Origin of the sequence: Corynebacterium sp. MSK019 (genome assembly GCF_030232425.1) — a bacterium.
GTDB classification, from domain to species: domain Bacteria; phylum Actinomycetota; class Actinomycetes; order Mycobacteriales; family Mycobacteriaceae; genus Corynebacterium; species Corynebacterium jeikeium_D.
In genome coordinates, this window is the sequence record NZ_JASPJT010000002.1 from 251,032 (window position 1) to 272,261 (window position 21,230).

Sequence of the window (21,230 nt, forward strand, 5' to 3'; positions counted from 1 at the left end):
TCGCGCCTAATTAAGTGTGAGCGAAGTTTCTGTTTTGGATGAAAATCGGGAGACACATTCTCTGAGTACGGCTCCAGAACCCGATACCGTACGCGACAATGACCGCGACAATGACAATGAGGAAGAACAACGAACTATGGCTCGTAAGAAGGCTACGGCTTCGAACCAGGGCAATGATCGCCTGAAGGCGCTCGATGTAGCTCTGGCGAATATTGAGAAGGACTTTGGTAAGGGTGCAGTTATGCGCCTGGGGGACGACAATCGTCCTCCAATTCAGGTTATTCCCTCCGGCAATATCGCTATCGACGTGGCCTTGGGCCTGGGCGGGTTCCCGCGTGGTCGTATCGTAGAAATCTATGGTCCAGAATCCTCGGGTAAGACCACAGTCGCACTGCATGCTATTGCAGAGGCGCAGCGGCAGGGCGGTATTGCCGCATTTATTGATGCGGAGCATGCGCTGGATCCGGTTTATGCGCGCAAGCTTGGAGTAGATACGGACAACCTTCTGGTATCCCAACCAGATACCGGTGAGCAGGCACTTGAGATCACAGATATGTTGGTGCGTTCCGGTGCTATTGACATCATTGTGGTTGACTCGGTGGCCGCGTTGACTCCGAAGGCTGAAATCGACGGTGAAATGGGCGATTCCCACGTTGGTCTGCAGGCGCGGTTGATGAGTCAGGCGCTGCGCAAGATGACGGGTGCGCTGTCCCACACCGGTACCACTGCCATCTTCATTAACCAGCTGCGTGAAAAGATTGGCGTCATGTTCGGCTCTCCTGAGACCACCACGGGTGGTAAAGCACTGAAGTTCTACGCTTCCGTTCGCTGTGACGTACGCCGAATTCAGACGTTGAAGGATGGCCAGGATGCGGTGGGTAACCGCACGCGCTTGAAGGTAGTCAAGAACAAGGTGTCGCCGCCGTTCAAGCAGGCAGAGTTTGACATCATCTACGGCGAGGGCATTTCGCGTGAGGGCTCGTTGATTGACATGGGCGTTGATAACGGCATTGTCAAGAAGTCCGGTTCGTGGTTTACCTACGAGGGCGATCAGTTGGGGCAGGGCAAGGAAAAGGCTCGTATGCACCTGCGCGAGAATCCAGAAATTGCCCAGGAAATCGAAGTCAAGATCAAGAAGAAGCTCGGCGTCGGGGAATTCGCGGAGGTCGAGGACGAGACCGATATCGATGCCCCTGTCGATGTCGTGCCGGACATCGACTTCGATGATTTGGAAGACTAGCTAGCTCGAGGCGTAGTGCCGCGACACACGAAAAGTGAGGACCGTGGAGGATCGTAACGGCCGCGATGTGCGGGAGACTATCGAAAAGCTTGCTCAGCAAATTGCGGAAGCTGACGGTAGTTCGCTCTACGATGCGGGTCGTGAGGAATCCAAGGCCCCGATTCGTGCTAAGGCACTGCGCTTGCTCGATCAGCGAATGCGTTCCCGCAAGGAACTCGTAGAAAGGCTCGAGGCAGTCGAGGAGTTTCCAACCTCGATGATTGAAGAAGTCGTTGATGACCTGACCCGAAGTGGATTGGTCAACGACGAGCTTTTCGCATCCGAATGGGTGCGGCAGCGCTTTGCCAGTCGCGGCAAGTCGAAGATGGTTTTGAACCGGGAGCTGCAGGAAAAGGGCATTGATGTTTCACTTCGTGCAGATGCGTTGGAGCAGATTACGCACAACGCGGAAGAAGAAGTCGCCCGGAAGCTAGCGGCGAAGAAAGCGGCCACTATTAAAACAGTGGCACCTGACTTCAACTCCAAGCAAAAGGATTTACGCAAAGTCGTCGGTGTGCTGGCGCGGCGTGGTTTCCCCTCTGAATTGTCCATGAGCATTGCTCGGGATCAGTTAGAAGAGCGATACCGGGAACTCGAAGAGGACACAGATTAGCGCCGGTGCCACCGCACGCCGGATTAGCACGCCGGCTGCGGACCCGTCAGGTTTAAAGGGGTCGCTGATTGGGGAAATGGGCCATAAACAGCTAACCTAAACTGCCGTGACTACCCCTTCTTTGAACTCTCAGCAGCAGTCTTCGCCTCGCACATATGAGGTACGTACGTTCGGTTGTCAGATGAACGTCCATGACTCGGAACGACTGTCTGGCTTGCTGGAAGAAAACGGTTATGTAGCGGCTGCAGAAGGCGATAATCCTGATCTGGTCGTTTTCAACACCTGTGCCGTTCGAGAGAATGCGGACAATCGCCTTTATGGCACGTTGGGACAGCTCAAACCAGTCAAGGATGCTCACCCAGGCATGCAGATTGCCGTCGGTGGCTGCTTGGCCCAGAAGGATAAGGACGTCGTCGTAAAGAAGGCCCCATGGGTGGACGTTGTCTTCGGTACGCATAACTTGGGTTCGTTGCCAGCACTGTTGGAACGCGCCGCTCATAATGACCGGGCTGAAGTCGAGATTAAGGACGCACTGGAAGAATTTCCCTCGGTGCTGCCGGCCAAGCGTGAATCCACTTACGCAGGTTGGGTGAGTATCTCCGTAGGCTGCAACAACACGTGCACCTTCTGCATCGTCCCCAGTTTGCGTGGTAAGGAACGCGATCGTCGTCCAGGCGAGATTCTCGCTGAGGTGCAGGCACTCGTGGAGCAGGGCGTTACTGACGTCACCCTCCTTGGACAGAATGTCAACGCCTATGGTGTTAACTTCGCCGACCCTGACATGGAACGCGACCGCTCGGCTTTTTCCAAGTTGCTGCGCGCCTGCGGCCAGATTGAGGGGTTGGAGCGCGTGCGCTTTACGTCTCCGCACCCAGCTGAGTTCACCGATGATGTCATCGACGCCATGGCGGAGACACCGAACGTGGTTCATCAGCTACACATGCCACTACAGTCCGGTTCCGACCGAGTGCTGAAAGACATGCGCCGTTCCTACCGCACCAAGAAATTCCTGGGAATTCTGGAGAAGGTTAGGGAAAAAATGCCGGATGCCGCCATTACCACTGACATTATTGTCGGTTTCCCAGGCGAGACTGAAGAGGACTTCCAGCAAACTCTCGACGTGGTGGAAAAGGCTCGTTTTAGCTCGGCGTTCACCTTCCAATACTCGCCCCGCCCGGGAACTCCGGCGGCAACCATGGCGGATCAGGTTCCACCACAGGTTGTGAAGGAACGCTATGGTCGGCTGCTAGCGCTTCAGGAGCGTATTTCCGAGGAAGAAAACGCTAAGCTAGTCGGCCGGGAAGTCGAGCTGCTGGTCAGCCAGTCCGATGGCCGTAAGAATGCGGAGACTCATCGCATGTCTGGTCGTAGTCGGGATGGCCGCCTGGTGCACTTCAGCCCGTCGGAAAGCGAACCAGGCATCGTCGACCGCAAGATTCGCCCAGGTGATTACGTGACAGTACGCGTGACCGACTCCGCACCGCACTTCCTCATTGCTGACTCCGGTGTGCTCACACACCGCCGCACTAAGGCGGGGGATAATGTAGAGGTCGGCCAGACTCCGACGACCGCGCCGATCGGAGTTGGTCTGGGCTTGCCAAAGATTGGGCGCCCGGAGAAAACGAGTGTAAGTGAGGGATGCGGCTGTGAGTAGTGACAAGGCTTCGCCGGAAAGTGATATGGAATCCACTAGCGAGCAGTCGGTGGAATCCGCGCAGGCGTTGCGGGTTCAGGAGCGCAAGGCCGCTGGCGAGCTGGATCTCGGCCGTGCGGTGATTCCGATGATGGTTGCCGTCATCGGCCTCATTACGAGTTTCTTCCTTCCGCACTCGGGCGTTGTTTTGGGCTTTGATGTGTTGCTGGATACGGATGTTGCGCATCAGTACTTCACGACTCGACCGGAGCGAATTTACTCCATTCTCGTGGTGGTAGGTGTCTTGCTAGCTATTGCCACGCTGATTACGCGGACGACGATTCTCGCATTCGTCACCTGGTTTTTTGCCTGTATTCAGATGGTCTACTCAGTCTTCGCTGGTTGGATGCGTCAGTCTCGTCCACAGGAACTGGCCGGCGAGGGTATTTCCTTCGGCCTGATGCTCGGTATTTTCTGCAGTTTTCTACTGGCCATCTCCGTGACTTTCATCGCTTTCCGACGTAGTAAGGAGCAGCTCGCAATCGCGACGAAACGTCGCAAGCACGCTGACACCGATCCGGTACTGCGCGCGCAGCAGGTTTACCTGCGGGCGGGCCTGACCCCGAATACGACTACGGATGTTGAGGTCGTCGACGACCGCCGTGAACGCGCTCGCCGACGCAATCGTGTCCAGCAGGGCAGTAGCGCGGATAATGTCTCTCAGCAGACCGGCGAAAAGGACGAACAGGTCAGCGACGAGTAGTGAGACTTTTTAACTAGCGCAGTAAGTATGGGGCTCTCTTCCATTCCGGAAGAGAGCCCCTTACTTTTAACCATCGACGCGTTGCCAGCGCGTAGCTGAGCCAGGATTCTGTTGCGGACGCCGGAGAGCGAGAACCTGCTTCCCCGACACACAACTAGCTTTTGTTAGAGCTCCTTGAGAGTCGCCGCGGCCTGCTCTGCCCACTGTCGCCACTGTTTGGCCTGCTCCCGAGCCTTGGCGGCCTGAGAAGCCTTGCCCTTTGCCTCGAGTTCGGCGGCTTTCTGTTCAAACTCCGCTGCGCGGTCGGCGAACTGCTGGACGCGAGCCTGTGCTTCGGGGTCGGTGCGGCGCCACTGCGAATCGGCAGCATCGGAGACGCGCTTTTCCAGTGCGCCAATGCGGTTTTCATACTCACGCACACGACCACGCGGCACGAAGCCGATGGCCTCCCATTTCTCTTGCAACTGACGAAGTTCGCTGCGAGCGTGCTCGAGGCCCTTGGAGGGATCAATGCGGTCTTCGTATTCAGCCAGTAGTGCGTCCTTGGCCGCGGCGTTTTCCTCGAACTCCTTGTCTCGAGCTTCGTTGACCGCGTTGCGAGCACCAAAGAACTCATCCTGGGCGGCCTTGAACTGCGCCCACAGCTTGTCATCGACCTCGCGTGGCGCTCGACCAGCGGCCTTCCACTCTGCCATCAGGTCACGGAAGGCAGCAGCGGTGCCACCCCAATCAGTGGAGGTCTTCAGGGCCTCAGCTCGCTCAATGATGTCCTCCTTAACGCGGCGAGCAGCCGCACGGTTGCGGTCCAGCTCCGCAAAATGGGCACCGCGGCGGCGGTTGAAAGAATCACGCGCGCGGGAGTAACGGCGCCAGAGCTGATCATCAGTTTTGCGGTCGATGCCGCGAATCTGCTTCCACTCCGTGAGAATTTCGCGGATACGGTCGCCGGCGGCCTTCCACTCGGTGGAGTTCTCTGCGAGCTCCTCGGCCTCTGCGGCGAGCTCTTCCTTACGTGCGATGGCGTTCTTACGGCGCTCTGCCTTGTCGTGAGCGACTTTTTCCTCTGCGACGTGGGAGGTGGCAATGACCTCTGCAAGGCGCTTATCCAGCGCATCGATATCGCCGAGGACTGCGGCGGTGGAAAGGCTCTCACGCAGTTCAACTGCGTTGTGGGAAATGGTCTTTGCCTCCTGCGGGTGGGAGACTACACGAGATTCCAGTAGCTCGACCTCGGTGGCCAGATCCTCATAGCGCTTGCCGTAGTGGGCATAACCCTCTTCTACGGTGCCGGCCTGCCAGGAACCAATATTGCGCTCGCCGGCGCTGGTGGTCAGCCAAACAGTGCCGTCTTTATCAATGCGGCCAAACTTCTTTGGATCATTGTGGACGGCATGTGCCACAGCGGCCGACCCCGCAAGCGCTTGAGTGGTTCCAGGGGCCTTACGATGAGCCGGCATTGCGCCTGGTCGAGGTCCGGGACGTGGACCCGGACGTGGACCTGGCTTAGGGGAATTGCTGGTACCGGTCATAGTGGGTAAACCTCTTCCAATCTTCATGCAGAACTGCCGCGCGACGCGGCTGCCATCAAACACTTACGGTATGTGCTCGAGTATCCCAAAAATTTTGGCACAGCGCGCGTAACACCGCCGGAATAAGGCATCGACTAGCCCCTCACGGTAGCGTTGAGGACGTGAATTCGCGTTTGCCTCGGCTTGTTATCGTTCCGCGTGCGCTCCTCATCGTCGAGGAGCTGGGTGGGTTTGCAGCTATCTCCACGGAATTGCGCCGTCAAACCCGTGAAACTGTTGCGACGCTGTGGACAGATGACGAACCCGGGGACCCCGGCGCGGTCGCCATTATCACTGGCAGAATGCAGGTGAAGTCCCCGCATCAGAACAGCGCACCCGGCAGTTTCTCCCCGTATGGGGTTGATGTCACGGTGTCCGGCGGAACCGAATTACCTGAGCTGCTGGGGCGCTGGCTTATCGAAGACTACGCACGACGGAATTCTGAAGGACACACTGGCCGCGTCATTCAGGCAACGTGCTTCGAGTCTATCGACGAGGCACTCGCTGCCGGTCACACGCGTCTGCTTGTGCTTGTCGACGGCGCATTCGGCCTTGCGGACGATTCCCCGGTCGGCGTAATTGAGGGTGCAGCGGAGGTTGATGCGCTGTGCAGTCTGATTGCTGGGCAGGACTGCTCCACCGCTAACGTGGAAAATGTTGTGTTTCCAGCTCCCGGCGCGTACGCAGCCGAGTTATGGCAGCAGCTGAGTAAAGCTGCTGAAAGCTGGATGGGGGCTGGAATGACCGTCGTGAAGCGTTCTTACTATGACGGGGCGCCTTATGGCATCGGTTACCACGTGGCCAGCTGGCAGTGTGTTGCGGAGTAAGAGCTCGCGTTTTTAGTTTTTGTGCAGGAGTGTGAACTGGGTCGTGACGGCTTTGGAGAGTGAGAGCTTGCCGGTGCCGATTGCTGTGGTGGGGCCAACGGCATCGGGAAAGTCGGATTTGGGGCTGGTACTTGCGGAGCAGCTTGGCGGTGAGGTCGTCAATGTTGATTCGATGCAGCTGTATCGAGGAATGGATATCGGAACAGCAAAGCTGTCGGTGGATCAGCGGCGGGGGATTCCGCACCACCAACTCGATGTTCTGAACGTGACGCAGCCGGCGAGTGTGGCGACGTATCAGCGTGAGGCGGTCGCGGATGTTGAGGCCATTCGCGCGCGGGGGAAAGTCCCGATCCTTGTCGGCGGGTCGATGATGTATGTGCAGGCGTTGGTGGACGACTGGCAGTTCCCGCCTACGGACCCTGAGGTACGTGCGAAATGGGAGGCAGTGCAGGACGAGATCGGTCCGGCGGCGTTGCATGATCGGCTGGCAGAGATTGATCCGGATGCGGCGGCGATTATTGAGACCAACGACCCGCGACGCACCGTCCGAGCCTTGGAGGTTATCGAGCTGACAGGCAAGCCGTTTGCAGCCTCGAAACCGTCAATTGATAACCCGCCGCGGTGGAATACGCGCATATTGGGATTGCGGACGCAGGCGGAATGGCTAAATCCGCGGATTGAACAGCGCACGCGGGGCATGTTTGCCGCTGGTCTGGTGGAGGAAACTGAGAGTTTGATGGCGCAAGGGTTGCGCGAAGGTGTGACCGCTAGTCGTGCGATCGGCTATGCACAGGTGCTGGACCACTTCGATGGGGTTTACGACCTGGATACGGCTTGTGAACGCACGATTACTGGTACGCGCAGGTATGTGCGACGTCAGCGCTCCTGGTTCAACCGTGATCATCGAATCACGTGGCTAGACGCTGCCGGTGACGTGCCGGGACAGGCTTTTTCTGCGCTTGGGCTTTAGCCGGTTCGGCTGTCCCGCTAGCATCGAGGACATGGTTTCATTTGCCAAAGGCCACGGTACGCAAAACGATTTTTTGATTTTTCCAGATGATTTGGTGTCGATTGAATTGACCGAATCACTGGTCGCAGCAGTGTGCGATCGACAACGTGGTCTTGGCGCTGACGGCGTCCTGCGGGTTGCCCGTGCGGGGAAACTCGTCGATGCCGGTGTTTTGGCGGCATTGCCGGAGGGCGTTAAAGCCGACGATTGGTTTATGGACTACCGCAATAGTGACGGTTCTATTGCCGAGATGTGCGGGAATGGTGTCCGCGTCTTTGCACACTATATTGCCGCGATTCACAGCCCGGACAGTGTCGTCGACGGAACTTTGCGGGTGGGCACTCGAGCAGGGCTGCGCGCTGTTTCGATTGATGAGCACAGCCGCAGGCACGCGGTCGTTGGGGTGGATATGGGCCAGCCGGAAGTCCTCGGCCTCGCTACTGCGTTCATTGGTTCGGGCAACAATGCCCAGAAATTCGCCGGGATTGGTGTCGACGTGGGAAATCCGCATTTGGCCTGCGTCATGCCTGGCCTAAATGCCGCCGCTCTGGCGGAGCTGGAATTGGAAGCGGCGGGTAGTGTCGCGAAGCCAGTGCGTGCCGACGAAGCCATGTTCCCGAACGGCCTCAATGTGGAAATTGTCACCCCGCTGGATGCCTGTGATTCGGTGTCCATGCGAGTAATTGAACGTGGAGTTGGTGAGACCCGCTCGTGTGGCACCGGTACGGTTGCGGCAGCTATTGCCGCGCTGGCCGATGCCGGCCGGACTGAGGGGGCTGTGACAGTCAAGGTGCCTGGCGGTGTGGTGACTGTGGATGTCCACAAGGCCAGCAATGCGGATGGGGACTTCTCGGCGACCTTGACCGGGCCGAGCGTGATTCACACGCTCGGCGATATTGAGCTGGAAGCCCTGTGACTGGTAGCTAGTGCAGCAGGAGCCCTAGCGGGGTAGTGGAAGCGGTGGGGAGTTAGCGGACTAGTGTCCGCCGCAGCCACCGTCGCCACAACCACAGCCGCCATCGCCACAGCCGCCTCCGCAACCTTGAGGCGGAATGATCTCACCGGTCAGTGAGAAAGTGCCGGAGACGACCATACCTGGCTGGGGAGCTTCGTCGCCGCCGGGGACAAGTACGTCCATGGGGGTCGGCAGAGCAAGGTTGAGCACCCAGAACTTCTTGCCGGTCAGCTCATTGACATGCTTGCGGGAGTTATTGATAACACCAGCCAGTTTGACGGTTGCGCTAGGCGATGCCTTGCCGACCTGATCTCCGACAATTGCCTTAGCACCTTCGAAGTCCAATGTTGTCGGGGTTGTCCCAGTGCGCTTTTCGTACTCCTCAGCGGATGCGTCGAGGGTGAAATCAGTTGCCAGAGCTGATAGCGCGACATGCTCAAAAGTCTGAGTTCCGGCATCAACAATCATTGGCCCCTGTGACAGCAGGCAGGTAGCGACCTCGATGACCTTGTCAAAGTTATCCGAGGAGGGATCATCCTCGACGATTTCCACGAGCGCCAAGACATCGTCCACGCTGGATACATGGGCAGTGACGGTCGGGCTGCCCGCGAAGCCGGCGTAGGTAGAAAATGGTTCAACACTCAGGATGTGCAGACGCGCACCAGAGGAATCTTCGAAACGGACCAGCTGGCCACCGCGGACCTCGCCGATGACCGACAGATTGTCACTGGCAATCGCGGCTTCCATCGCGTCTCGCCAGCTGGGGTAGTCCATGCCAATGCTTCGCAAGTCAGTAGTCATACTTTTCGATGATACTTCCCATATCTTCATCTGCGAACTAACGAATCGCACGTGAGCACATTGTGCTCTGGGGTACCTAGAACCATTCCTCCACGCCGCGGCAACTATTCGGATGGGACTAACAATTCTGCCACGCTAAATAGGCAAATATTAAGTGTGGCATAAATAACTTTCCTTAGGTGTGCCCGGTTTATTCCATTTAGGCATGCCTAAGAGTAAGCTCATCTCCGTAAACACGATTTGCTTAGCTTAATTCTTATCTATATAAGCGAGGTTTCTCATGCTCGGATTGCGGTCTCGAAAACAGTCGGATGACATTCAGTCGCTTGCCGACGTCCCGGTGGGGGTAACCGTCACTCTGGGAGCGTCGCATGTGGATGAGCGCCTGTGCCGCAGGCTTTCGCAACTGGGGCTTCGCCCTGGAATGAGTGTCACTGTGGGACGGAGCACCAGCGGCGGTGGGCGAATCGTCCATGCTGGCGCAACGCGCTACGCCATCGATGCCAGCACGCTGCACAAGATGTCCGTCGTGGGTTAGGTCCCCTACATCTCTTTTCTCACCTCCCTCCTGAAAGTAAACAATGACAACACCTACGGATTCCTCAACGCGAAAATTCGCATCCACGCCCAGCTGCCATGCATGCAGTGGCGGAGCACCAGCAAAGGATGGTGCACCTGTTGTCGCAGTAGTCGGCGCACCGAACTCCGGTAAGTCAACACTGTTCAATAGTTTGACTGGTGCGAAAGCGCAGATGGGCAATTGGCCTGGTACGACCGTAGAGGTCAGCCGCGGCGCGTGGAAGACCGATGCCGCTGAGTACGATGTCATCGATTTCCCGGGTGCCTACTCGCTGGATGCCATGAGTCCGGACGAAGAGCTCACTCGCGAGATGCTCATCGAGAAACCGGAAGAAGAACGCCCGGATCTCGTCGTTGTCGTTGTCGACGCCACGGCACTGGGCCGTGGTCTCTACATGGCCGCGGAATTGGCGGAACAGCCCCAGCGCATCGTTCTGGCTCTGACCAAACTAGATGTTGCCAAGGCCAAGGGCATCGATGTGAATCCGGACGCATTGCAGTCAGCTATGGGGATGCCGGTGGTGGCGCTGGATCCCCGTCGTAAAGCGGGAATGGCGCGGTTGGCCGACGCGGTAGCAGCGGCTCTGGACGGATGTAGTTCGGTGTCGTCACCGATTCGCCAGGTCGATGGTGAATCGATTGAACGCCTGGACGACGCACGCTTTGCCGCGATTGATGCGGCGGTTGCGGCATCTACGGGCGGGGTAGAAGATCGCCAGACTTTCTCCGACCGCATTGATAACGTGGTTCTCCATCCGGTACTCGGACCGATTGTGTTCCTGGCAGTTATGTGGGCAGTCTTCCAAATCACGACGACGGTAGCAGCACCGTTGCAGGACGGTTTGGAAACCCTTATTACCGGTAATTTCGCAGATTTGGTTACCCGTGGATTAGAAGCGGTGGGATGGGATCATCCGATTGTCACCGGGCTGCTTGTAAACGGCATCATCGGTGGTGTCGGCATGGTGCTGACCTTCGTTCCGCTAATGGCACTCATGTTCCTGTGCCTCGCAGTACTCGAGGATTCAGGGTATATGGCGCGTGCAGCCGTGGTGGCGGACCGTGTCATGCGTGCAATTGGTCTTCCGGGTAAGGCATTTATTCCGCTCATCGTCGGCTTTGGCTGTAATGTGCCAGCAATCTCGGCAACACGTGTGCTGAGTAATCCGCGCCACCGCATTTTGACGGCTCTACTGGTTCCGTTTACCTCCTGCTCGGCGCGCCTGACCGTGTATGTCATGTTGGGTGCGGTGTTCTTTCCGGAACACGCGGGCACAGTCGTCTTCGCTATGTACGTGATCTCGATTCTGCTGATCGTTCTGACCGGCCTTGCACTGCGTAAGACCTTGTGGCGCACCATGCCGTCGGAACCGCTGGTCATTGACCTGCCAACCTACCAGCTTCCGACCGCACGGCTGGCACTATCTGTGATGTGGATGCGTCTGAAGGGATTCCTGCAGACCGCTAGTGGAATCATCGTCAGCACCGTCATCGTCGTATGGCTACTGATGTCTATTCCGGTTGTCTCCGGGCACTCCTTTGCCGATGAAGACCTGGCACCGCAGGACTCCGCATACGGTGCAGTCAGCGAAACTATTGCTCCTGTGTTTAACCCGGCAGGATTCGGTACATGGTCTCTGACAGGTCCGTTGGTGACGGGCTTTGTGGCCAAGGAAGCCGTCATTTCTACCTGGGCACAGACCTATGCAGTGGAGGACGTCACCGACTCCAATTCGAGCGAACAGGCCTCCAGCCCGCTCGCGGAGAATATTCGACGTGACTTTGACAATGCATCCGATGGACACGGATTGGCAGCAGTCTGGGCCTATATGATCTTCCTGCTGGCTTACACACCGTGCGTGGCTACGCTCGCGGCACAACGTCGAGAGATCGGCTTGAAGTGGACGGGCTTCGGTTTGCTAGCGCAGCTGGTCGTTGCATGGGCACTGGCCGTGATTGTTTTCCAAGGGTTGAAGCTGTTCCTGTAAAGCCTCGTTGATTCCTAGTAGCTTCGGCAAAGCTACTAAGTCACACTTGCGAACTAGAAATCAGATCCAACAAGAATCGCGATACGGAAAGGAGCTATCGCCGTGGGACTCTTTAGAGCCAGGAAGAATACGACGGTTACTCGTCGGCCTTCAGAAGCCGTTCAGGATGCAATTGCGCAGGGCATTAGCTCTCGACGCAAGATTTGCGAAATCACCGGCCTGCAGCGAGCAACGGTAGACCTCATCCTTGACCGAATGGAACACACCGGCCAACTGCGCCGGGAATCCCTCGGTGGCATGTGCCCAGGCGGAGGTTGTTCCAACTGTGGAATGTCCGACAGTGGTACGTGTGCTGGCGGTAGTTCTAATAGTGGTCCGGTCGCACTGGTTCTGACACGCAGGCCACCTTCTGCAGCCTAAGTCTTGAGCTTCGGCTCGGTATTCTCCGCACACAATGCGGAGAATTTGGCTTGTCATGCGACAATAGCAGCTAGTATGACGAATTTTTCCAACAACTTTGATGAGGTCAGCGACGAAACGTCGCAGCAAGCTCGCACCTCGCACGAGATGGACGATTTTTTCATCGACGCTAACGATGCTGGCGAAAACGCCGATAGTGCCTCCGGGGATGCGTTCGCAACGAACGTCGGCACGCAAGGGGAACCTACCGTCGGTGATTTGGATTTGGAGGCGCGTTCCTCTCTGCGCCGGCTGACCAGGTCAGTAGCACATACTGAATCCGAAGAGGTGATGGTCGAGTACCGTCAGCTCCGACTGGAGCGCGTTGTGCTGCTCGGTGTCTGGACATCCGGGACCCTGCAGGAAGCCGAAGTGGCGATGGAGGAGCTCGCCGCACTGGCAGAGACTGCAGGTTCGGAAGTTTTAGAGATGGTGCTGCAGCGTCGTGATAAGCCGGACCCTGGTACTTACGTGGGATCTGGCAAGCTCAACGAGCTTCGCGATATTGTCGCCTCTACCGGCGCAGATACAGTTATCTGCGACGGTGAGCTGTCACCTGGCCAATTGGTGGCGCTGGAGGACCGGCTTGACGCCAAGGTAATTGACCGCACCATGCTGATTTTGGATATCTTTGCTCAGCACGCGAAGTCCAAAGAGGGCAAGGCGCAGGTCTCGCTGGCACAAATGCAGTACCTGTACACGCGTCTGCGCGGCTGGGGCGGCAACCTATCGCGTCAGGCTGGCGGTCGCGCGGGCTCCAACGGCGGCGTGGGTCTGCGTGGTCCGGGCGAAACTAAGATCGAAACCGATCGTCAGCGACTACGCCAAGATATGGCGCGGATTCGCAAGGAATTGGCCGGCATGAAGACTGCGCGCGAGATTAAGCGCGCACGTCGTAAGGCTGGACACCTGCCGCGCGTGGCAATTGTCGGCTACACCAACGCGGGTAAATCTTCGTTGCTCAACGCACTGACAGGCGCTGGTGTGCTGGTGGAAGACGCGCTGTTTGCAACGCTGGATCCGACGACTCGTCGCACCAAGCTTCGCGACGGTCGCACGGTGATTATGACCGATACGGTCGGATTTGTTCGCCACTTGCCGACGCAGCTCATTGAAGCTTTTCGCTCGACCTTGGAAGAGGTGCTCGAAGCCGACGTCATCATGCACGTCGTAGACTCCTCTGACCCATTCCCGCTGGAGCAGATTAAGGCTGTCAACAAAGTCATCAACGAAATCGCGGAGGAAGAAAAGGCCGAGATTCCGCCCGAGCTGTTGGTAGTCAACAAGGTGGACAAGGCCGATGGCATTACCCTGGCGCAACTGCGCCACCAGCTCGATGATGCGGTCTTTGTCTCTGCGCGAACGGGTGAGGGGATTGGTGAACTGGAGACCCGACTCGAGCTTGCTCTCAATGAGTTGGAGTCTCACGTCCATATGTTGATTCCCTATGACAAGGGCAATATTGTCTCCATGCTCCACGAAGATGCGACCGTGCTGTCGGAGACATGGACAGAGCAAGGCACCCAGATGGATGTGCGTTTGCCCACTAGCCTCGCGGATGAACTGTCGGCATACCGCATCGAACCTGCAGCGGATCCTCACTTCACGGCGGATGCGAATGAGGATAGTAGCAACGACGCCTAGTCGGAAAAGGGAGAGCGGAGTTGGAATAGGGAGAGCGACAAAGAGCTCCGGCAGTCCTGGGTTTAATGCGGTATCCGTGGCGTGATCTGCGGTGGGCATCCACTAGCATTACAACCATGAATTCTACTTCTGACGCGGAGACCCAACAGGGAACCTCCGCAAATCCGCCTGCTGAAAACGCCGAACGTGGCCGTCTTTTCGGTTGGGATATTCACGGTGACGGTCGGAAGATTGCACCGGGAGCCGTGGTGGCTCCCAACGAACGCCTCGATTGGCCTCGTACAATTGGCATTGGCGCACAGCACGTCATTGCCATGTTTGGTGCAACTCTTCTGGTGCCGCTGTTGACTGGTTTCCCAGTCAATACCACACTGCTGTTCTCGGGTATCGGCACGATTGTCTTCCTGCTAATCACCCGAAACCGCTTGCCCTCTTACCTGGGCTCGTCGTTTGCCTTCATCGCACCACTGACCGCGACACAGGCGCAGGGTATTGGTGTTCAGCTCGGTGTCGTGCTCTGCGCCGGCATCGCGCTCATGCTCGTTGGCTGCGTTGTAAAGTTCGCCGGCAAGCGTGTCCTCGATGCAGTGATGCCACCTGCAGTAACCGGTGCCATCGTCGCTCTCATCGGACTTAACCTGGCGCCTGCCGCCACGGAGAACTTCGCCACTCAGCCGTTGGTCGCATTTGTCACGATGGCATCCATTGTCTTCGCAACCGTCGCTGGCCGCGGTATGGTCAGCCGTCTGGGTGTCCTTATCGGCGTACTAATCGGCTGGGTCTTCGCCGCTGCCACTGGAAATCTCTCGCCCGAGGCTACAGAAACTGTCGGCAATGCCGCCTGGATTGGTCTGCCCGCATTCCACGCGCCGGAGTTCCACTTCAATGCGATGCTGATTGGTCTGCCCGTCATCGTAGTACTCATCGCAGAGAATGTCGGTCACGTCAAGGCTGTTGCTGCCATGACCGGCCGAAACCTCGATGACATCGCTGGCGATGCTCTTATTGCAGACGGTCTAGCCACCACCATCGCCGGTTCAGCTGGTGGTTCTGGTACCACTACCTACGCTGAAAATATCGGTGTTATGGCCGCTACCCGTGTCTATTCGACCGCAGCTTACTGGGTGGCAGCTTTCACCGCCATTGCACTGGCTTTCATTCCAAAGTTCGGCGCACTCATCTTGACCATTCCTACCGGCGTGCTCGGTGGGGCAACGATGGTGCTCTACGGCCTAATCGGTTTGCTCGGTGTGCGCATCTGGATGGACGAAAAGGTCGACTTCAACAACCCGGTTAATCTCACCGCTGCCGCTACCGCGCTGATCGCGGGTATCGGCAACCTCACCCTCGACATTGGTTCGCTGACGCTGGAGGGTATTGCTTGGGGGTCGGTCGGCATTATTATCGGCTATCCAATTTTGAACTGGCTCTACAACCGCATCGGCGAGAACCGCTCGTAGGCCACCCGTCCAGGGCAGAATCTCGCACGAATGCTTAACGACGGAACCACGTGACCGTTGCCACAATGTTTCGTCGTTAAGCTGATTGCTTTTAATCGCTCAGATCTTGGGCGATGAGTTCGGCGATTTTCTCTACCGCAACCGCGTTGCTACTGGTCACAGTGACTTCATCGCCGAATTCGGCACCGAGTGCCATGAGCATCAACGAGGATGAAGCATCGGCCGGTTCGTTGTCGGGCTCGTCTGAGTCAAGGAGCTCGACCAGAATTTCTTCCTGAAAACGGGAGGCACGCTCAGCGATGACCGTTGCAGGGCGGGCATGAATACCCACCTTGGAGCCGACGTGGACATGTTGAGTAACCATGCGAGCGGCATCCTGCCTTTCTGCTTCTCGATTTCCTCGATGCCATTTCTGAGCTTAATAGGTTGCCCGGATGGGTTGGGGAATGTTTGCTGAAAATCGTAGAAATGCTCGTTGGGATAAACCAGCCGGTGCGGTAAAAACTACGCTTCCGCTGAAACGTCCGCTTCTAGGTTTTGATTATCGGTGCTGACTTGCCGCGGCCACAGGCTTTTAGCTGCCACAACGAGAATTGCTGCCACTATGCTGCCCAAGACGATTGCAGTAAGCCATGCGACAGGGTTGTCGATTGCAAACAGCACAAAAATACCTCCGTGCGGAACACGTGTGGCCGCACCCAAAGCCATTGAGGTGCCACCGGTGACGGCACCGCCAATCACAATCGGCGGAATCACACGTAGCGGATCTGCGGCGGCGAAGGGAATTACTCCCTCTGAAATGAAGGCCGCACCGAGCACCCAGCCCGCTTTGCCGTTTTGACGCTCCGCCGAACTGAACAGCTTTGGTCGGAGCACAACTGCCAGAGATGTAGCCAATGGAGGTACCATGCCCGCCGCCATCACAGCGGCCATGACCTTCCATGATGCGGGATCTGCTGAGGCGATGTTTGCGACGGCAAAAAGATAAGCAGCCTTGTTGATCATTCCGCCCATATCCACGCACATCATTGCGCCGAGAAGACCACCGAACAGGAACGCCGCCGTCGTATCCAGTGATTGCAGCCACTGCTGCAGAGCCGTCATCAGCCAAGCCAGCGGCATCCCGAGCAGCAGGTACATGGTGAGCCCAACGGCCATAGCTCCGAGCATAGGAATCACGACAACCGGCATCAGCGGTCGCAGCCAGTCCGGGACTTTCATCCTCAACAGTAGGGCTACAACTAGTCCCGCCAGGATGCCTGTCACCAGGCCCCCAAGGAAGCCGGCGCCAACCGTGACCGCGATGGCACCGCCAATAAAGCCTGGTGCAATGCCGGCTCTGCCAGCCATGCCAAAGGCGATATAAGCACTCATTACAGCCACAATGACCTGCATGCCGTGGTTGCCAATGGCAAAAAGCGCCGAGCCGAGATACAGCCACAGCCCACTACGATCAATTAGCACGGTGCCGAGATCTTTTGTCGGCACAGCAATCGGGGCATCGAGTCCGATAATCTCCGGCAGCCGCAAATCCCTAGTCACGGCGTCAGCTACTACACCAACCTGATGACCGCCGACGAGGAATCCCAGCGCAATCAACAACCCCGATGCGGCCACGAACGGCACCATATAGCTGACACCGGTCATAATGGCATCACGAACCCAGTGTCCGAAGGCTTTGTCACCGCCTAAGGATGATTTATGTGCCCCCACCTTGGTAGTTGCTTGTACCCTCTCAGATGAAGGGTCCGCGCCGGTAGTACCGGTTTGCGGACCGGCCTCCTTGTCGTGGTCATCCTTAGGTTGCGGCGCCTTTCGGTCGTAGGCGCGAACCCGTGATTGTTCTGCTTTTGCCTTCGCTTGTTCAATAACCGCAGTAGGTTCATTGACTGCCTTACGAATTGGCACTTTGACCTGTGGTTTATCGCTGAAGCGCTTAAGCCCCGTAACCCCAATATCGGCTGCGATTACTAGCACGTCGGCCCGGGCAATTGCCTCTGCGGGGGCTTCCTGGGTTCCTGCCGAGCCCTGCGTCTCTACAGTTAGTGTGACATCAGACATGCTTTCTGCCGCGCCAGTAAGCGCTTCGGCTGCCAAATAAGTGTGTGCGATGCCCGTGGGGCAGGCCGTGATGGCGACGATATTGGTCTTCGCCGGAGGTTTTTTCGCTTTCCGACGAGGCGCTTTGGTGACGTGCTCGCTAATGATCCGGGCAGTCTCTTCATCGCTTTCAGCACCGCGAAGAGCTGCGCGAAACCCCTTATCGCGAAGTGCTTTTGCGAGTGCGGCCAGAATATCGACGTGGACATCGCTGTTACTAGATGGGACACCAATGAAAAAGAGCAGGTCCGCCGGCCCATCTGGTGTGGTGAATTCTGTAGCGCTGGTTAAGCGGGCAAACATCAGGGTCGGCTTCGACCAGTCCTCATGGCGGCAGTGGGGGATGGCTATCCCTCCCGACAGACCTGTCGGGGCCTTCTCTTCGCGTTCGAGGGCTGCTGCGACGATGCCGTTGCTGTCGGTGGCGCGGCCGGTCTCTACAGCTTTAGCGATGAGATAGTTAAGGATCTTCTCCTTTTGCGGACCGATATCTAGGTCAAGGAACACTGTCGACTCATCGGCTAGGTCTGATGCAATAGCGGAAAAATCTGCCGAAGAAGACATGGTTTTCTAATGCTCCTTATCTAGGCATCGAAAAGCTAAGTGTCGAGCTGCCATAACCGGCCGGCCTCGGGGTGAACCTGTTCTGGATAGGGGATGGTCGTACCGGGAAGACTGGTTGCCGCCGCCCCATAAGCTACGGCGGTGGTTAGTGCATCTTGGTAGCTATCACCGCGTTCGCGGGACATAACGTAGCCGGCCAAAGCACAGTCTCCAGCACCGACCGTCGACTGAGCGACTATCGAGGGGGAGGTAGCAGCGAAACAACCGCCTGACTTCACTGAAAGCACCGCCCCTGCTTCGCCGAGAGTGGCCAGGACTTCGGAAACGCCAAGCTCGTTCAGCGCACGAGCAGCCTGCGCTACGGGAAGATAGTTCCCTTCGGCTGCAGCGGCCTCAAGTTCTTCGCCGTCCTGATCAATGATTTGACCAAGTTCGTAGGCGTTCGGCTTCATCAAAAAAGGTCGCACCTTTGGAAATGCGCGAACGACCTCAGTCAGTGGGCCGTCGCTCGTATCCATAGCAACACGAATATTCGGGTTGACCGAATACACCGCCTCGGTGCATTGAACGTAAAAATCCCTGGGGACACCAGGGGGCAAAGAACCTGCGAAAACTACCCACGTGGCGTGTTTAGCATGGTGGATAAGTTTCTCCAGGACACGCCTACGGTGCGCTTTCGTCAATGTCATGCCAGGGGAATTGAGCTTGGTGGTCGTCCCATCTGGCTCTGCGAGTGTGAGATTAACGCGGGCTTCGTTAGTCGTGTTGATGGCTTCATGGGGTATGCCAGAGACTTCCAACAGGCGCGTGAATTTTCCGGAGTCCGATGCCGGGTAGAGCGCGAGCGTCTTTTCTCCGGCGTAGTGCAACGCCTTGGACACATTAATTCCCTTGCCACCAGCCATGTCCTCAGCCATTGGTAGGCGGAACACGCCACCTCGCTTGAGCTCCGTATCGAGTCGAGCAAGTCGATCGATTGACGGATTTACAGTCAAGGTCAGGATCATGAAGCAACCACAACCTCGACACCTTGCTCCCTGAGATCGTTGACGAACTGTTCCGGGGCAGAGGAATCTGTAATCACGACGTCGATATCTTCCAATGCTGCAAAGCTGACGAGAAAGTCGCGGCCAAGTTTCGTCGAGTCCGCCATAACGATGACCTTGCGCGCATTCGTAATCATCGCGCGCTTTACCGCCGCTTCCTGCGGATCAGCAGTAGAAAGACCGTGGTCAATTGTCAAGGCATTAGAACCAATGAAAGCGACATCGGCACGCATAACCGCGAGAGTGCGGAGTGCCGTATCGCCAGCAACCGCCTGAGTAATGACGCGAACTTGGCCGCCAAGGAGTTGAAGCTCAATGCGGTTCGATCCTGCGAGTGTGATGGCGTTGGGAAGAGAGTTTGTGACAACCGACCAACGGCGGTTATCAGGGGAGTGGACCATCAGCTCTGCAAGAGCCTCGGTGGTAGTTCCAGCATCGAGAAAAATTCCACCACCAGAGTCAGGCAGAAAATCCGCAGCACAGCGGGCAATAGAGAGCTTCGCGACCTTTTGCGCGTTCTTTCGAGCGGCAACTGAAAACTCAACAGTCTGAAAAGAACGAGTAGCCACAGCGCCACCGTGTACGCGGTGAACTGCGCCCTCTGCATCCAACTGAGCTAGGTCACGGCGAATCGTCTCTGCTGTGACATCGAAAGCTTCCGCAAGATCAGCGACCGTCACGCGCCCTTCGACTGCTGTCAAAGACGCAATCTTCCGGCGGCGTTCCTCTGCGTACATTCCCCGCTCCTTAGCTGTTAAGAAATTTCAGCTTTACTATCTGTTCCCAGTATGCCCGTTTATGTCTGTTTCGGGCAACGAAAATGTGGGAAATTAGAGGCTGCGTAGGACGCTGACAATCTTGCCGAGGATTTTGGCGTGCTCCGCGGGGAGTGGGTCAAAGGCGCGATTATGGGGCATGAGCCACTTGCCAGCAGCGTCTTCGTGCCATTCCTTGACTGTTGCTTCATCTTCAAACAGGGCTGCAACGAAATCTCCCTGTTCGACCACGTCTTGGGAACGGACTACCACCCAGTCTCCGTCGAGAATGCCCGCGTCAACCATGGAATCACCCACGACCTTGAGTAGGTATAGCTGACCAGAGCCCGTAATCTCCATCGGAAGTGCCATGTGACTTTCCACATGCTGCTCCGCCAAAATAGGGTTGCCAGCCGCAATCTGTCCAACGATAGGAACGAAGATTGGCTCTGGCATGTCCTCTGGCATCTCGGGAGTTTGGGTGGTGCCAGTAGCCTTTGGCCCAGGCTTTACCGGAGTGAAAGTGCCAGCGGAGGACTTCGAATCCCTTACGTTTACCGCGCGGGGTTTGTGTGGGTCGCGGCGGAGAAAGCCCTTCTTCTCCAACTCCTTGAGTTGGTATGCCACCGACGAGGTGGAATTCAAGCCCACAGCATCCCCAATTTCTCGAATGCTCGGTGGGTATCCGCGAAGTACGACGGCATCCGAAATGACGTCAAGAATCCGACGCTGCCGATCGGTGAGTGTTTTAGGGTTAGCTTTCTTCTTTTGAGCCATGGAACATCCCTTCTCAAACTCTTTCGAATGAATCATAACTCAAAACTGTTCGAATCGTCGAGCATCGAACACTGTGCGCCCTTGAATTCTTTAGAAAACGTGTACATTATCCGTGCTCGGAGGCGGTGATGATGTCGAAAATCGAAAATAAATCCGGATAGCAGTAGACAATATTCGAACATGGTGTTATAAATCGAACATGACAAGTTACTCGAACAGTCGTTTGATGAAAGGGTCTAGACGGATTCTCCGCATCCGCCCTTGGACATAGTCTCCACAGCGTCGGGAAACGGTCGTACAACTCTTATTCTCTCCAGGCCGGCAACGGTGGGAGAGTCAACGTTGGAAAGGGAGAAAACATGATGTCTACGGTTTCAACCGCACTTGGTGTTAGCAGCACATCTGATATT

Annotated in this window: 19 protein-coding genes; 12 read left to right on the forward strand and 7 right to left on the reverse strand. The window is 56.9% G+C overall.

The genetic code is table 11. The features are described 5' to 3' along the window. Positions 1-136 precede the first annotated feature (136 nt). The 4 genes from recA to QP982_RS02365 all read left to right on the forward strand — a co-directional run bounded on the left by recA (position 137) and on the right by QP982_RS02365 (position 4,288). Positions 137-1,240 carry a recombinase RecA gene (gene recA / locus QP982_RS02350; RefSeq protein ID WP_049170952.1) on the forward strand — a complete coding sequence of 368 codons (1,104 nt, stop codon included), beginning with the start codon at positions 137-139 and terminating at the stop codon, positions 1,238-1,240. Between the two features lie 43 nt (positions 1,241-1,283). Next, entirely contained in the window at positions 1,284-1,892 is a 609-nt protein-coding gene (locus QP982_RS02355) for a regulatory protein RecX (protein WP_049193012.1), read from the forward strand. Between the two features lie 106 nt (positions 1,893-1,998). Further along, positions 1,999-3,546: a tRNA (N6-isopentenyl adenosine(37)-C2)-methylthiotransferase MiaB gene (gene miaB, locus QP982_RS02360; RefSeq protein WP_049170866.1), complete on the forward strand. Its 1,548-nt coding sequence runs from the start codon at positions 1,999-2,001 to the stop codon at positions 3,544-3,546. Next, the gene (locus tag QP982_RS02365; protein WP_016422614.1) at positions 3,539-4,288 is read left to right on the forward strand and encodes an Rv2732c family membrane protein; all 750 of its coding nucleotides are present in this window, start codon (positions 3,539-3,541) and stop codon (positions 4,286-4,288) included. The genes miaB and QP982_RS02365 overlap by 8 nt, the downstream gene beginning before the upstream one ends. A gap of 164 nt (positions 4,289-4,452) precedes the next feature. Here the strand turns inward: QP982_RS02365 and QP982_RS02370 are convergent, their stop codons facing one another. Then, positions 4,453-5,817 (reverse strand): DUF349 domain-containing protein, encoded by a 1,365-nt coding sequence (locus QP982_RS02370; RefSeq protein ID WP_284870156.1) that lies wholly within the window; start codon positions 5,815-5,817, stop codon positions 4,453-4,455. Between the two features lie 161 nt (positions 5,818-5,978). Between QP982_RS02370 and QP982_RS02375 the strand changes: the two genes are divergently transcribed. The 3 genes from QP982_RS02375 (at position 5,979) to dapF (ending at position 8,608) form a co-directional block, all read left to right on the forward strand. Next, positions 5,979-6,683: a class III extradiol ring-cleavage dioxygenase family protein gene (locus QP982_RS02375; RefSeq protein ID WP_284870157.1), complete on the forward strand. Its 705-nt coding sequence runs from the start codon at positions 5,979-5,981 to the stop codon at positions 6,681-6,683. Positions 6,684-6,750: 67 nt separating this feature from the next. Next, entirely contained in the window at positions 6,751-7,653 is a 903-nt protein-coding gene (miaA, locus tag QP982_RS02380; RefSeq protein ID WP_070856759.1) for a tRNA (adenosine(37)-N6)-dimethylallyltransferase MiaA, read from the forward strand. A 31-nt stretch (positions 7,654-7,684) separates the two neighbouring features. Next, on the forward strand, positions 7,685-8,608 hold the full coding sequence (dapF, locus tag QP982_RS02385) for a diaminopimelate epimerase (protein WP_284870159.1): 924 nt from the start codon (positions 7,685-7,687) through the stop codon (positions 8,606-8,608). 60 nt (positions 8,609-8,668) lie between these two features. On the opposite strand, the gene QP982_RS02390 is transcribed toward dapF, so the two are convergent. Beyond that, positions 8,669-9,448, reverse strand: coding sequence for a hypothetical protein (locus tag QP982_RS02390; protein ID WP_284870160.1), 780 nt, complete (start codon positions 9,446-9,448; stop codon positions 8,669-8,671). A 280-nt stretch (positions 9,449-9,728) separates the two neighbouring features. Between QP982_RS02390 and QP982_RS02395 the strand changes: the two genes are divergently transcribed. The 5 genes from QP982_RS02395 (at position 9,729) to QP982_RS02415 (ending at position 15,578) form a co-directional block, all read left to right on the forward strand. Further along, the gene (locus tag QP982_RS02395; RefSeq protein WP_016422620.1) at positions 9,729-9,986 is read left to right on the forward strand and encodes a FeoA family protein; all 258 of its coding nucleotides are present in this window, start codon (positions 9,729-9,731) and stop codon (positions 9,984-9,986) included. 43 nt (positions 9,987-10,029) lie between these two features. After that, positions 10,030-12,015, forward strand: coding sequence for a ferrous iron transport protein B (gene feoB / locus QP982_RS02400; protein WP_284870161.1), 1,986 nt, complete (start codon positions 10,030-10,032; stop codon positions 12,013-12,015). Between the two features lie 102 nt (positions 12,016-12,117). Then, entirely contained in the window at positions 12,118-12,435 is a 318-nt protein-coding gene (locus QP982_RS02405; RefSeq protein WP_141739556.1) for a FeoC-like transcriptional regulator, read from the forward strand. 75 nt (positions 12,436-12,510) lie between these two features. Further along, positions 12,511-14,118, forward strand: a complete 1,608-nt coding sequence (hflX, locus tag QP982_RS02410) for a GTPase HflX (RefSeq protein WP_284870162.1) — start codon at positions 12,511-12,513, stop codon at positions 14,116-14,118. Positions 14,119-14,234: 116 nt separating this feature from the next. Next, positions 14,235-15,578, forward strand: coding sequence for a uracil-xanthine permease family protein (locus QP982_RS02415; RefSeq protein ID WP_224433128.1), 1,344 nt, complete (start codon positions 14,235-14,237; stop codon positions 15,576-15,578). Between the two features lie 91 nt (positions 15,579-15,669). Here QP982_RS02415 and QP982_RS02420 read toward each other — a convergent pair whose 3' ends face one another. The 5 genes from QP982_RS02420 to lexA all read right to left on the reverse strand — a co-directional run bounded on the left by QP982_RS02420 (position 15,670) and on the right by lexA (position 20,820). Further along, positions 15,670-15,942, reverse strand: coding sequence for an HPr family phosphocarrier protein (locus QP982_RS02420; RefSeq protein WP_016422625.1), 273 nt, complete (start codon positions 15,940-15,942; stop codon positions 15,670-15,672). Between the two features lie 140 nt (positions 15,943-16,082). Beyond that, a complete protein-coding gene (locus tag QP982_RS02425) occupies positions 16,083-18,242 on the reverse strand; it encodes a PTS fructose transporter subunit IIABC (protein WP_016422626.1) in 2,160 nt (719 codons plus the stop codon). 35 nt (positions 18,243-18,277) lie between these two features. Beyond that, entirely contained in the window at positions 18,278-19,249 is a 972-nt protein-coding gene (locus QP982_RS02430; RefSeq protein ID WP_016422627.1) for a 1-phosphofructokinase family hexose kinase, read from the reverse strand. Further along, positions 19,246-20,025, reverse strand: a complete 780-nt coding sequence (locus QP982_RS02435) for a DeoR/GlpR family DNA-binding transcription regulator (protein WP_284870163.1) — start codon at positions 20,023-20,025, stop codon at positions 19,246-19,248. Before QP982_RS02435 ends, QP982_RS02430 begins: the two co-directional genes overlap by 4 nt. Positions 20,026-20,118: 93 nt before the next feature. After that, entirely contained in the window at positions 20,119-20,820 is a 702-nt protein-coding gene (gene lexA, locus QP982_RS02440) for a transcriptional repressor LexA (RefSeq protein WP_016422629.1), read from the reverse strand. Between the last annotated feature and the right edge of the window lie 410 nt (positions 20,821-21,230).

Coding starts and splice junctions, on each gene's coding strand:
- QP982_RS02435 (WP_284870163.1), bottom strand. CDS start 20,025: ATGTACGCAGAGGAACGCCGCCGGAAGATTGCGTCTTTGACAGCAGTC.
- QP982_RS02395 (WP_016422620.1), top strand. CDS start 9,729: ATGCTCGGATTGCGGTCTCGAAAACAGTCGGATGACATTCAGTCGCTT.
- QP982_RS02425 (WP_016422626.1), bottom strand. CDS start 18,242: ATGTCTTCTTCGGCAGATTTTTCCGCTATTGCATCAGACCTAGCCGAT.
- hflX (WP_284870162.1), top strand. CDS start 12,511: ATGACGAATTTTTCCAACAACTTTGATGAGGTCAGCGACGAAACGTCG.
- QP982_RS02420 (WP_016422625.1), bottom strand. CDS start 15,942: ATGGTTACTCAACATGTCCACGTCGGCTCCAAGGTGGGTATTCATGCC.
- QP982_RS02430 (WP_016422627.1), bottom strand. CDS start 19,249: ATGATCCTGACCTTGACTGTAAATCCGTCAATCGATCGACTTGCTCGA.
- QP982_RS02390 (WP_284870160.1), bottom strand. CDS start 9,448: ATGACTACTGACTTGCGAAGCATTGGCATGGACTACCCCAGCTGGCGA.
- recA (WP_049170952.1), top strand. CDS start 137: ATGGCTCGTAAGAAGGCTACGGCTTCGAACCAGGGCAATGATCGCCTG.
- dapF (WP_284870159.1), top strand. CDS start 7,685: ATGGTTTCATTTGCCAAAGGCCACGGTACGCAAAACGATTTTTTGATT.
- lexA (WP_016422629.1), bottom strand. CDS start 20,820: ATGGCTCAAAAGAAGAAAGCTAACCCTAAAACACTCACCGATCGGCAG.
- feoB (WP_284870161.1), top strand. CDS start 10,030: ATGACAACACCTACGGATTCCTCAACGCGAAAATTCGCATCCACGCCC.
- QP982_RS02370 (WP_284870156.1), bottom strand. CDS start 5,817: ATGACCGGTACCAGCAATTCCCCTAAGCCAGGTCCACGTCCGGGTCCA.
- QP982_RS02415 (WP_224433128.1), top strand. CDS start 14,235: ATGAATTCTACTTCTGACGCGGAGACCCAACAGGGAACCTCCGCAAAT.